This window comes from Pseudomonas sp. 10-1B (assembly GCF_000935045.1).
Lineage (GTDB): Bacteria > Pseudomonadota > Gammaproteobacteria > Pseudomonadales > Pseudomonadaceae > Aquipseudomonas.
The window spans coordinates 301,523-313,087 of the sequence record NZ_JYKS01000007.1 but is presented as its reverse complement, the minus strand read 5'-3'; the positions used below and the strand labels follow the sequence as shown (position 1 = coordinate 313,087).

Annotated in this window: 10 protein-coding genes; 6 read left to right on the top strand and 4 right to left on the bottom strand. The window is 62.4% G+C overall.

The features are described 5' to 3' along the window. The first annotated feature begins 9 nt into the window (after positions 1 to 9). Positions 10 to 1,383, top strand: coding sequence for a Trk system potassium transporter TrkA (gene trkA / locus TZ03_RS06640; RefSeq protein WP_051096547.1), 1,374 nt, complete (start codon positions 10 to 12; stop codon positions 1,381 to 1,383). Between the two features lie 11 nt (positions 1,384 to 1,394). Continuing rightward, positions 1,395 to 1,709 (top strand): tetratricopeptide repeat protein, encoded by a 315-nt coding sequence (locus TZ03_RS06635; protein WP_051096546.1) that lies wholly within the window; start codon positions 1,395 to 1,397, stop codon positions 1,707 to 1,709. 98 nt (positions 1,710 to 1,807) lie between these two features. Here the strand turns inward: TZ03_RS06635 and TZ03_RS06630 are convergent, their stop codons facing one another. Together TZ03_RS06630 and TZ03_RS06625 are read right to left on the bottom strand one after the other, a co-directional pair. Then, entirely contained in the window at positions 1,808 to 2,695 is an 888-nt protein-coding gene (locus TZ03_RS06630; RefSeq protein ID WP_051096545.1) for a lysophospholipid acyltransferase, read from the bottom strand. Positions 2,696 to 2,736: 41 nt separating this feature from the next. Next, positions 2,737 to 3,288 (bottom strand): DNA-3-methyladenine glycosylase I, encoded by a 552-nt coding sequence (locus TZ03_RS06625; protein WP_051096544.1) that lies wholly within the window; start codon positions 3,286 to 3,288, stop codon positions 2,737 to 2,739. Between the two features lie 83 nt (positions 3,289 to 3,371). Here TZ03_RS06625 and glyQ point away from each other — a divergent pair, with 83 nt between their 5' ends. The 4 genes from glyQ to TZ03_RS06605 are packed head-to-tail and all read left to right on the top strand — an operon-like array spanning position 3,372 to position 7,730. Next, positions 3,372 to 4,319 carry a glycine--tRNA ligase subunit alpha gene (glyQ, locus tag TZ03_RS06620; protein ID WP_003253126.1) on the top strand — a complete coding sequence of 316 codons (948 nt, stop codon included), beginning with the start codon at positions 3,372 to 3,374 and terminating at the stop codon, positions 4,317 to 4,319. Then, a complete protein-coding gene (glyS, locus tag TZ03_RS06615; RefSeq protein WP_051096543.1) occupies positions 4,316 to 6,367 on the top strand; it encodes a glycine--tRNA ligase subunit beta in 2,052 nt (683 codons plus the stop codon). The genes glyQ and glyS overlap by 4 nt, the downstream gene beginning before the upstream one ends. Positions 6,368 to 6,370: 3 nt before the next feature. Continuing rightward, positions 6,371 to 6,898 (top strand): D-glycero-beta-D-manno-heptose 1,7-bisphosphate 7-phosphatase, encoded by a 528-nt coding sequence (gene gmhB / locus TZ03_RS06610; RefSeq protein WP_051096542.1) that lies wholly within the window; start codon positions 6,371 to 6,373, stop codon positions 6,896 to 6,898. A 46-nt stretch (positions 6,899 to 6,944) separates the two neighbouring features. Beyond that, positions 6,945 to 7,730, top strand: a complete 786-nt coding sequence (locus tag TZ03_RS06605; RefSeq protein ID WP_051096541.1) for a lysophospholipid acyltransferase family protein — start codon at positions 6,945 to 6,947, stop codon at positions 7,728 to 7,730. Positions 7,731 to 8,008: 278 nt separating this feature from the next. On the opposite strand, the gene TZ03_RS06600 is transcribed toward TZ03_RS06605, so the two are convergent. After that, positions 8,009 to 9,628 carry an MFS transporter gene (locus TZ03_RS06600; RefSeq protein ID WP_051096540.1) on the bottom strand — a complete coding sequence of 540 codons (1,620 nt, stop codon included), beginning with the start codon at positions 9,626 to 9,628 and terminating at the stop codon, positions 8,009 to 8,011. A gap of 97 nt (positions 9,629 to 9,725) precedes the next feature. Next, positions 9,726 to 11,372, bottom strand: coding sequence for a GMC family oxidoreductase (locus tag TZ03_RS06595; RefSeq protein ID WP_051096539.1), 1,647 nt, complete (start codon positions 11,370 to 11,372; stop codon positions 9,726 to 9,728). Positions 11,373 to 11,565: the final 193 nt, after the last annotated feature.

Below are 11,565 nucleotides of genomic sequence, written 5' to 3'. Positions count from 1 at the left end.
GAGTAGCGGATGAAGATCATCATCCTCGGCGCAGGGCAGGTAGGCGGTACGCTGGCGGAGCACCTGGCCAGCGAAGCCAACGACATTACCGTGGTCGACACCGATGGCGACCGCCTGCGCGACCTCGGCGACCGCCTGGATATCCGCACCGTGCAGGGCCGTGGCTCGCTGCCCACGGTGCTGCGCCAGGCCGGTGCCGACGACGCCGACATGCTGGTGGCGGTGACCAACAGCGACGAGACCAACATGGTCGCCTGCCAGGTAGCCTATTCGCTGTTCCACACCCCGACCAAGATCGCCCGGGTGCGCGAGTCGGCCTACCTCACCCGCGAGGAGCTGTTCCATAACGACCATATCCCGGTCGACGTGCTGATCAGCCCCGAGCAAGTGGTGACCAACTACATCAAGCGCCTGATCGAACACCCAGGCTCGCTGCAGGTGATCGACTTCGCCGAAGGCAAGGCCCAGCTGGTGGCGGTGAAGGCGTACTACGGCGGCCCGCTGGTGGGTCAGCAACTGCGCCAGATCCGCGCGCACATGCCCAACGTCGACACCCGCGTGGCGGCCATCTTCCGCCGTGACCGGCCGATTACCCCGCGTGGCGACACGGTGATCGAAGCCGACGACGAAGTGTTCTTCATCGCCGCCAGGAAGGACATCCGCGCCGTGATGGGCGAGCTGCGGCGCATCGACGAGACCAACAAGCGCGTGGTCATCGCCGGTGGCGGGCAGATCGGCGAGCGCCTGGCCGAGGCCATCGAAAGCCGCTATCAGGTGAAGATCATCGAGATGAGCCCGGCCCGTTGCCGGCACCTCTCCGACACCCTGGAAAGCACCGTGGTGCTGCAGGGCAGCGCCTCGGACAAGGACCTGATGCTCGAAGAGAACATCTCCGACGCCGACATCTTCCTGGCCCTGACCAACGACGACGAGGCCAACATCATGTCGTCGCTGCTGGCCAAGCGCCTGGGCGCGCGCAAAGTGATGACCATCATCAACAACCCGGCCTACGTCGACCTGGTGCAAGGCGGCGACATCGACATCGCCATCAGCCCGCAGTTGGCCACCATCGGCACCTTGCTGGCGCACGTGCGCCGTGGCGACATCGTCAGCGTGCACTCGCTGCGCCGCGGTGCGGCCGAGGCCATCGAGGCGGTGGCGCACGGGGATTCGAAGTCGAGCAAGGTGGTCGGCAAGGCCATCGAGGACATCGCCCTGCCACCAGGCACCACCATCGGTGCGATCATCCGTGACGAAGAGGTGATGATCGCCCACGACGACACCGTGATCGAAACGGGTGATCATGTGATCCTGTTCGTTGTGGATAAAAAGCACATTCGCGATGTGGAGAAGCTGTTCCACGTCGGCTTGAGTTTCTTCTAGGAGAAGAAGGCATGCGCGAATCGCTGGAGAAGATGCTGGCCAAAGGTGTGGATAACCCGTTGCTGCGGTTCGGGCTGGGCAAGGCCTGGCTGGATGAAGGCAATGGTGCTGAAGCGGCGGTGCATTTGGCCCGGTGTGTGGAGCAGGATCCGAAGTACTCCGCAGCGTGGAAGCTGCTGGGCAAGGCATATCAGTTGGTCGGTGACCTGGCAGCGGCGCGCAAGGCCTGGGAGGACGGGATCGTGGCGGCGCAGGCGCATGGCGACAAGCAGGCCGAGAAAGAGATGACCGTGTTCCTGAAGAAGCTTAATAAAGCATCGAGTTGACGCGGCCCTTGTAGGAGCGGGTTTACCCGCGAATGCGTCGGTAAATCCAACATCGCATTCGCGGGTAAACCCGCTCCTACAAGGGCCCGGTGAAAAGTTTAATACCAGCGCGCTTCGCCCGCCGGGCGCTTCTTGAAGCGCTTCATGCTCCACATGTACTGGCTCGGGTATTCGCGCACATAGCGCTCGACCACCTTGCTCATCGCCGCCGCCGACACGGTCACGTCGGTGCTGTACATCTCTTCCGGCGCCGCCTCCAGGAACACCTTGAAGCCCGAGCCATCCGGCAGCCGCAGCGCATGCAGGAATACCCCCACAGCCTTGCCCCCGGCCAACATGTTCGGCACGAACTTGCTGGTCAGCGCCTGGGTGCCGAGGAACGGCACGAACACCCCAGCCGATTCCGCCGGCTCCGGGTCGGCCGGGATGCCCACCTGGCCACCGCGGCGCACTTCCTTGATCACACTGAGAATGCCTTCCTTGGTCGAAGGCGCCACGCGGTTGCCCATCTGCACGCGCTGCTCGCGCAGCAGGTCATCCACCGCCTTCAGCTTCGGCGGACGGTAGAAGATGATCGGTTTGCACTGGTTGCAGTAGAAGTGGTTGAGCACTTCCCAGTTGCCCAGGTGGCTGGTGATGCCAACCACGCCCTTGCCCGAGGCCAAGGCCTGCTCCAGCACTTCCAGACCGTGGACTTCCTTGACCAGCTCCAGCGAGCGCTGCGGTGGCCAGATCCAGGCGCAGGCACTTTCGACGAAGGATTTGCCGATATCCCGCAGCGCCTGGCCAACCAGTTGCTCACGGGCAACCGGGTCCATTTCCGGGAAACACTTGGCCAGGTTGATCCGCACCACGTTGCGCGAACCGTTGGGGATCTTCCACATCAGCCAGCCGATACCAGCGCCAACGCGCTGCACAGCGCCCCAGGGCAGCTTGGCGAACAGGCGCAGCACCCCGACCATCAGGGCGCCCTTGAACTTTTCCACAGGCGAATTCCTTATTTCAGCAAGGCGCGCATTGTAACTCCTCAGCGCAACAAGGCGGCGTAGCGATCGCAATCGGTGGTGTGGTCCATGACCATGCCGGTGGCCTGCATGAAGGCGTAACAGATGGTCGGCCCGACGAACGTGAAGCCGGCTTTCTGCAGGGCCTTGCTCATGGCCTTGGCTTCGTCGGTAACCGCCGGCACATCGCTGCGGCCGGTGAAGTGGTTGATCTTCGGTACACCACCAACGAACGACCACAGCCATTCGCCGGGGTTATCCACAGCCAGCCACGCCTGGGCATTGCGCCGCGCCGCCTTGAGCTTGAGGCGGTTGCGGATGATGCCGGCATCCTGCATCAGTTCTTCGATGCGTTCGTCGCTCATGGCCGCCAGTTTGACCGGGTCGAAGCCATGCATCACCTCGCGATAACGCTCGCGTTTGCGCAAAACAGTGATCCACGACAGCCCCGCCTGGAACCCTTCGAGCAAAAGCATCTCGAAGAGCAACGCCGGGTCACGCTGTGGCGTTCCCCATTCCTGGTCATGGTAGGCCTGGTACAACGGATCGTCGGTACACCAAAAGCAGCGTGGCATAAGGCTCCAATGAGTAGAGGGCGAGGCGAATCAGGTTATACTCCCGCTCTTTACATCCGCATCCCCAGATACAGGTGAATTTCGTGAGCCAGCCTACGCCAGCCGTGCGTACCTTCCAAGACCTGATCCTCGCCCTGCAGAACTACTGGGCAGCTCAAGGTTGTGTGGTGCTTCAGCCCTACGATATGGAAGTAGGCGCCGGCACATTCCACACCGCTACATTCCTGCGCGCCGTGGGTCCAGAAACCTGGAACGCCGCCTACGTGCAGCCTAGCCGTCGCCCTGCCGACGGGCGGTATGGCGAAAACCCCAACCGCCTGCAGCACTACTACCAGTTCCAAGTAGTGCTCAAGCCGAACCCGGCCAACTTCCAGGAGCTGTACCTCGGCTCGCTGAAAGCCATCGGCCTGGATCCGCTGGTCCACGACATCCGCTTCGTCGAAGACAACTGGGAATCGCCGACCCTCGGCGCCTGGGGCCTGGGCTGGGAAATCTGGCTGAACGGCATGGAAGTCACCCAGTTCACCTACTTCCAGCAGGTAGGCGGCATCGAGTGCTATCCGGTCACCGGTGAAATCACCTACGGCCTGGAGCGCCTGGCCATGTACATCCAGGGCGTCGACTCGGTGTACGACCTGGTATGGGCCGACGGCCCGTTCGGCAAGGTCACCTACGGCGACGTGTTCCACCAGAACGAGGTAGAGCAGTCGACCTACAACTTCGAACACGCCAACGTCGACAAGCTGTTCGAACTGTTCGACTTCTACGAAAGCGAAGCCAACCGCCTGATCAAGCTGGAGCTGCCGCTGCCGACCTACGAAATGGTCCTGAAGGCCTCGCACACCTTCAACCTGCTGGACGCCCGCCGCGCCATCTCGGTGACCGAGCGCCAGCGCTACATCCTGCGCGTACGTACCCTGGCCCGGGACGTGGCGCAAAGCTATCTGCAAGCCCGCGCACGCCTGGGCTTCCCGATGGCCACCCCTGAACTGCGTGACGAAGTGTTGGCTAAGCTGGAGGCTGCACAATGAGTGCTCAAGATTTCCTGGTAGAACTGGGCACCGAAGAGCTGCCACCCAAAGCCCTGGCCAGCCTCGGCGAAGCCTTCCTGGCCGGTATCGAGAAAGGCCTGCAGGCCGCTGGCCTGAAGTACACCGGCAAGCAGGTATACGCAGCACCACGTCGCCTGGCCGTGCTGATCCGCCAACTGGACGTGCAGCAGCCTGACCGCAGCATCAACATCGACGGCCCGCCCCTGCAGGCGGCCTTCAAAGACGGCGAGCCAACCCAGGCTGCCTTGGGCTTCGCCAAGAAGTGCGGCGTGGAGCTTTCGGAAATCGACCAGAGCGGCCCCAAGCTGCGCTTCTCCCAGCACATCCCGGGCAAGGCCACCATTGGCCTGCTGCCGACAATCGTCGAAGATTCTCTCAACGACCTGCCGATCCCCAAGCGCATGCGCTGGGCTGCCAGCCGTGAAGAGTTCGTGCGCCCGACCCAATGGCTGGTGATGCTGCTGGGCGACCAGGTGGTCGACTGCACCATCCTGTCGCAGAAGGCTGGCCGTGAGTCCCGTGGCCACCGCTTCCACCACCCGGAAAATGTGGTCATCACCACCCCGGCCAACTACGTCGAAGACCTGCGCAAAGCCTACGTGCTGGCCGACTTCGCCGAGCGCCGCGAGCTGATCGCCAAGCGTACCGCGGAGCTGGCCATGCAGCAGGAGGGCACGGCCATCGTGCCACCGGCGCTGCTGGACGAAGTGACCGCGCTGGTCGAATGGCCGGTGCCGCTGGTGTGCTCGTTCGAGGAACGTTTCCTCGAAGTGCCGCAGGAAGCCCTGATCACCACCATGCAGGACAACCAGAAGTACTTCTGCCTGCTGGACAGCGAAGGCAAGCTGCTGCCGCGCTTCATCACCGTGGCCAACGTCGAGAGCCGCGACCCGAAGCAGATCGTGCAAGGCAACGAAAAGGTCGTGCGCCCACGCCTGACCGACGCCGAGTTCTTCTTCAAGCAAGACAAGAAGCAGCCGCTGGAAACCTTCAACGAGCGCCTGAAGAACGTGGTATTCCAGGCTCAGTTGGGTACCGTTTACGACAAGGCCGAGCGCGTTTCCAGACTGGCCGCCTTCATCGCCCCGCTGATCGGCGGCGACGCCCAGCGCGCTGGCCGTGCCGGCCTGCTATCGAAGTGCGACCTGGCCACCGAGATGGTCGGCGAATTCCCTGAAATGCAGGGTGTTGCCGGTTACTACTACGCGCTCAACGACGGTGAGCCAGAAGACGTTGCCCTGGCCCTGAACGAGCAGTACATGCCGCGCGGTGCTGGCGCCGAGCTGCCGCAGACCCTCACCGGTGCCGCCGTGGCCATCGCCGACAAGCTCGACACCCTGGTCGGCATCTTCGGCATCGGCATGCTGCCTACCGGCAGCAAGGACCCGTACGCCCTGCGCCGTGCCGCCCTGGGCGTGCTGCGGATCCTGATCGAGAAGCAGCTGGACCTGGACCTGACCGGTGCGGTCGAGTTCGCGGTCAAGCAGTTCGGCACCAAGGTCAAGGCCGCCGGGCTGGCCGAGCAGGTACTGGAATTCATCTTCGACCGCCTGCGCGCGCGTTACGAAGACGAAGGCATCGACGTGGCCACTTACCTGTCGGTACGTGCCCTGCAGCCAGGCTCCGCCCTGGACTTCGACCAACGCGTACAGGCCGTGCAGGCCTTCCGCAAGCTGCCGGAAGCCGAGGCCCTGGCCGCGGTGAACAAACGCGTGTCGAACCTGCTGAGCAAGGCCGAAGGCGCCATCGCCGAGCAGGTCGAGCCGAAGTACTTCGACAATGCCAACGAGTTCTCCCTGTACTCGGCCATCCAGCAAGCCGACCAGGCCGTGCAACCGATGGCTGCTGCACGCCAGTACAGCGAATCGCTGGCCCGCCTGGCGGCCCTGCGTGATCCGGTCGACGCCTTCTTCGAGGCGGTGATGGTCAACGCCGAAGACGCCAAGGTACGTGCCAACCGTTATGCCCTGCTCAGCCGCCTGCGCGGCCTGTTCCTGGGCGTGGCTGACATTTCGCTGCTGGGGTAAGCCTTGAAACTGCTGATTCTCGACCGTGACGGGGTGATCAACTACGACTCCGACGCCTACATCAAGACGCTGGACGAGTGGGTACCGATCCCGGGCTCGGTCGAGGCCATCGCGCAGTTGAGCAAGGCGGGCTGGACGGTGGCCGTGGCCACCAACCAGTCCGGTATCGCCCGTGGCTACTACCCGCTGGCAACCCTCGAGGCCATGCATGCGCGCCTGCGCGCGCTGGTGGCCGAGCAGGGTGGCGAGGTGGGCCACATCGTGTATTGCCCGCATGGGCCGGACCAAGGCTGCGATTGCCGCAAGCCCAAGCCCGGCATGCTGCGGGCGATCGCCGAGCATTACCAGGTCGGCCTGGAAGGCGTCTGGTTCGTCGGCGACAGCCAAGGTGACCTGGAGGCCGCCCTGGCCGTCGGTGCACAACCCGTGTTGGTGAAAACCGGCAAGGGCGAGCGGACCCTGGAAAAAGGGGTCCCGAAAACTACACTGATTTTCGACGATCTGGCAGCTATCGCCAGAGAACTAATTTAAACAGTGCGCCTTCGGGCGCATTTTTCTCAGGCGGGCATGCCCCGCAATGGTACAAGCCACTATGTCGATCCTGCAGGCGATCAGAATCTTTCTTTTTTACCTGCTGCTGGGCACCAGTTCGCTGCTGTGGTGCTCGCTGAGCTTCTTCGTCGCGCCGTTCCTGTCGTTCCCCAAGCGCTACAAGTTCATCAACGTGTACTGGTGCCGCTGCGCGCTGTTCCTGGTGCGCACCATTCTGGGTATCGACTACAAGATCACTGGCGCCGAGAACGTGCCTGATGAGCCTTGCGTGATTCTGTCCAACCACCAGAGCACCTGGGAAACCTTCTTCCTGTCCCAATACTTCTCGCCGTTGAGCCAAGTGCTCAAGCGCGAGCTGCTGTACGTGCCGTTCTTCGGCTGGGCCATGGCCATGCTGCGGCCGATCGCGATCAACCGCGATAACCCCAAGGAAGCCCTGCGCCAGGTGGCCAGCAAGGGTGACGAGCTGCTCAAGCAGAAGACCTGGGTGCTGATCTTCCCGGAGGGCACCCGCGTGCCGTTCGGTACGCTGGGCAAGTTTTCCCGTGGCGGTACCGCGCTGGCAGTGAATGCCGGGCTGCCGGTGCTGCCGATTGCCCACAACGCCGGCAAGTTCTGGCCGAAGACCGGCTGGGGCAAGCGCGCCGGCACCATCGAGGTGGTGATTGGTGAGCCGATGTACGCCAACGGCACCGGCCCACGAGCCATCGCCGAGCTCAACGACCGCGCTCAGGCATGGAACGAAGCGACCCAGCGGGCCATGGGTTCGCTGCCGCCAGCAGAAGAAAAACCCCAGGAGCAGATGGCCTGACCATCTGTGGATAACTTGTGAGCAATTTTTGGATGAAAAGCTAGAAGTGATAGCTAAGTGTTTGAATTAGCTGTTTATTTCCGTGTATGACATTTTTCTGAAAATCGTGCATAAGTTTTTCAGCGGTATAAAAAAACCGGCTTTTACAGCCGGTTTTTTATGGAGTTTTCTGGCCCTATCGCCGGCAAGCCAGCTCCCACCTCGACCACATAGACCTCAAGCCCTGTGCAGTACCTGTGGGAGCTGGCTTGCCGGCGATAGGGCCATTGAAGACAGCATCAGACCTTGTCGATATCCACATCCTTGGTTTCTTTCAGGCAGAAGATCCCAACCACTAAACTGACCCCGGTCACCAGCACCGGGTACCACAGCCCGTAGAAGATGTCCCCGGTGTATACCACCAGCGCGAACGACACCGTAGGCAGGAACCCACCGAACCAGCCATTACCAATGTGGTAGGGCAGTGACATCGAGGTGTAGCGAATGCGGGTCGGGAACAGCTCGACCATCACCGCCGCCAACGGGCCATAGGTCATGGTCGCGATCAGGATCATCGCCACGATCAGCACCACCACCATCACCTGGTTGACTTGCGCCGGGTCAGCCTTGGCCGGGTAGCCTGCCTGCTCGACCGCCGTACGCATCGCAGCTTCGTCGAAGCCATTGATGGTCTTGTCACCGATATTTACCACCACCTCACTGCCAGCCACGCTCACCGAGCTGTACGGCAAGCCCTGCTTGACCAGAAAGGTCTTGACCTTGTCGCATGGGCTGTCGAAGCGCGCCTTGCCGACCGGGTCGAACTGGAAGGTGCAGCCTTGCGGGTCGGCGGTGACCACGATCGGTGCCTGACGGCTGGCAGCGTCGATCTGCGGGTTGGCATAGTGGCTCAGCGCCTTGAACAGCGGGAAGTACAGCACCGTGGCCAGCAGCAGGCCGAGCATCAGGATCGGCTTGCGGCCAATACGATCAGACAACCAGCCGAAGAACACAAAGAACGGCGCACCGATCACCACGCTGATGATCAGCAGGGTGTTGGCCTGGGCCGGGTCCATCTTCAGCATCTGGGTCATGAAGAACAGCACATAGAACTGCGCCGTGTAGAAGGTCACGGCTTGCCCGGCGTTGATGCTGAACAGGGCGGTGAGTACCACTTTCAGGTTCGGCCAGGAGGTGAACGACTCGCGGATCGGCGACTTGCTGATCTTGCCTTGGGCCTTCATTTTCACGAAGGCTGGCGACTCGTGCATGCTCATGCGGATCCAGGTGGAAATCGCCAGCAACACGATCGACAGCAGGAACGGCAAGCGCCAGCCCCAGGTTTCGAACTGGTCGCCACTGATGTAGCGGCTGCCTAGCACGACCAGCAACGACAGCAACAGGCCAAGGGTGGCGGTGGACTGGATGAAACCGGTATGGAAGCCGCGCTTGCCGGGCGGCGCATGCTCGGCCACATAGGTCGCCGCACCACCGTATTCACCGCCCAACGCCAGCCCTTGCAGCATGCGCAGGATCACCAGGATGATCGGTGCGGCAATGCCGATGCTGGCGTAGGTAGGCAACAGCCCCACCGCGAAGGTGGAAAGGCCCATCAATACGATGGTGACCAGGAAGGTGTACTTGCGCCCGATCATGTCCCCCAGGCGGCCGAACACCAGGGCACCGAATGGCCGCACCAGGAACCCAGCGGCAAAGGCCATCAGGGCGAAGATGAAGGCGGTAGTGTCGTTCACGCCAGCGAAGAACTGCTTGCTGATGACCGCTGCCAGCGCTCCATAGAGAAAAAAGTCATACCACTCGAAAACCGTCCCGAGGGATGACGCGAAAATGATCTTGCGTTCTTCACGACCACTGGAGCTGCTAGCGGTCGCACCCTGCTCTTGGATGTAATCCGACATCGTTGCTGTCCTCGGCCCGCAGGCCACAGTGATTATTCTTGTTGTTCCACTGTCGGCGGCCGTAGACCGCTAGCCGCCGGTGTTGCACGCACCCGGGTCAGGGCGTCGGTATCGCGTCTTCATTCAGATAGGTTTGGGTAGCAGCTCCTTTGAGGATCAGTTGCGCCGCCTTCTCGGCGATCATCAGGGTGGGTGAACAGGTATTGCCGGAGGTGATCTGCGGCATGATCGAGGCATCGGCCACACGCAGGCCAGGGATGCCATGCACACGAAGCTGGTTATCCACAACGTCCAGGGCGCCACTGCCCATGCGGCAGGTACCGACCGGGTGGAAGATGGTGGTGCCGACCTTGCCGGCAGCTTCGAACAGTTGTTCCTCGGTTTGCAGGGCTGGGCCTGGCAGGTATTCCTTGGGCTCGAACGCGGCGAGGGCAGGGGCCTGGACGATGCGCCGGGTAAGGCGGATGGCCTCGGCGGCGACGCGCAGGTCCTGGGGGTCGCTGAGGTAATTGGGGTCGATCAGCGGCGTGCTGTTCATGTCGGCGCTGCGAATATCGATACGTCCGCGGCTGGCCGGGCGCAGGTTGCACACCGAAGCGGTAAAGGCCGGGAACTGATGCAGCGGCTCGCCAAAGCGTTCCAGTGACAGCGGCTGCACGTGGTACTGCAGGTTGGCGCTGACCTGCTCCGGGCTCGAACGTGCGAACACGCCCAGCTGGCTCGGTGCCATGGCCAGCGGGCCGCTGCGATCGTAGAGGTAGCGCAGGCCCATGCCCATCTTGCCCCACAGGCTGTTGGCCATCTGGTTCAGTGTGCGGGTGTTGCGGATCTGGTAGATCAGGCGCAATTGCAGGTGGTCCTGCAGGTTGCCGCCGACGCCCGGCATATCGTGGCGAACGCCAATCCCCAAATTTTCCAGCAACTGGCGCGGTCCGATACCGGAGCGCTGCAGAATGCCGGGCGAACCCACGGCGCCAGCACAGAGAATGATCTCGCGGCGCGCCGCAAACTCATGCCAGGCGCCTTGCCATAAAGCCTTCACCGCCCGCGCGCGGGTGTTGTCGAGCAGCACCCGATCAACCTGGACGCCAGTCAGCACGGTGAGATTGGGACGGTCCTTGATCGGCCGCAAAAACGCCTTGGAGGCGTTCCAGCGCACACCGCTGCGCTGGTTGACCTGAAAGTATCCACAGCCCTGGTTGTCGCCGGTGTTGAAGTCATCGACCTTGCCGATACCACTCTGCTCGGCGGCATCACGGAAGGCATCGAGTATCGGCCAGCTGTAGCGCTGGCGTTCGACCCGCCATTCGCCTTCACCACCATGGTGCTCGCTGGCACCGGCAAAGTGATTTTCGCTGGCCTTGAACAGCGGCAGCACATCCTGCCAGGCCCACCCGTCGTTGCCTTGTTCGGCCCAGCGGTCATAGTCGGCGGCCTGGCCGCGCATGTAGATCATGCCGTTGATCGAGGAGCAGCCACCGAGCACCTTGCCACGGGGATAACCCAGGGCACGACCACCCAAGCCGGGCTGAGCCTCGGTCTTGAAGCACCAGTCGGTGCGCGGGTTACCGATGCAGTAAAGGTAACCGACGGGGATGTGGATCCAGGGATAGTTGTCGCGGCCACCCGCTTCCAGCAGCAAGACGCGGCAGGAAGGGTCGGCGGACAGACGATTGGCCAGCAGGCACCCGGCGGGACCGGCCCCTACGACCACGTAGTCGAAGACAGAATCGGCTGATGGCATGTGCAACCTCGGGCCTGATTATTATTCTTGTCCCGATCCATCTTAGTGAGTAATTTCGTGGAGGAAACACGAGATTTCGCGCAGCCGTTGTGCGTTTTAGCACAGCGGTAAGTCTGTACCGGCCTCTTCGCGGGTGAACCCGCTCCCACAAAGATTGCACTATTCCTGTGGGAGCGGGCATGCCCGCGAAGAG

Bases quoted from the DNA above. Each gene is read 5' to 3' on its own strand.
- trkA (WP_051096547.1), top strand. From the start codon at position 10: ATGAAGATCATCATCCTCGGCGCAGGGCAGGTAGGCGGTACGCTGGCG.
- TZ03_RS06625 (WP_051096544.1), bottom strand. From the start codon at position 3,288: ATGCCACGCTGCTTTTGGTGTACCGACGATCCGTTGTACCAGGCCTAC.
- glyS (WP_051096543.1), top strand. From the start codon at position 4,316: ATGAGTGCTCAAGATTTCCTGGTAGAACTGGGCACCGAAGAGCTGCCA.
- TZ03_RS06635 (WP_051096546.1), top strand. From the start codon at position 1,395: ATGCGCGAATCGCTGGAGAAGATGCTGGCCAAAGGTGTGGATAACCCG.
- TZ03_RS06595 (WP_051096539.1), bottom strand. From the start codon at position 11,372: ATGCCATCAGCCGATTCTGTCTTCGACTACGTGGTCGTAGGGGCCGGT.
- TZ03_RS06605 (WP_051096541.1), top strand. From the start codon at position 6,945: ATGGTACAAGCCACTATGTCGATCCTGCAGGCGATCAGAATCTTTCTT.
- TZ03_RS06600 (WP_051096540.1), bottom strand. From the start codon at position 9,628: ATGTCGGATTACATCCAAGAGCAGGGTGCGACCGCTAGCAGCTCCAGT.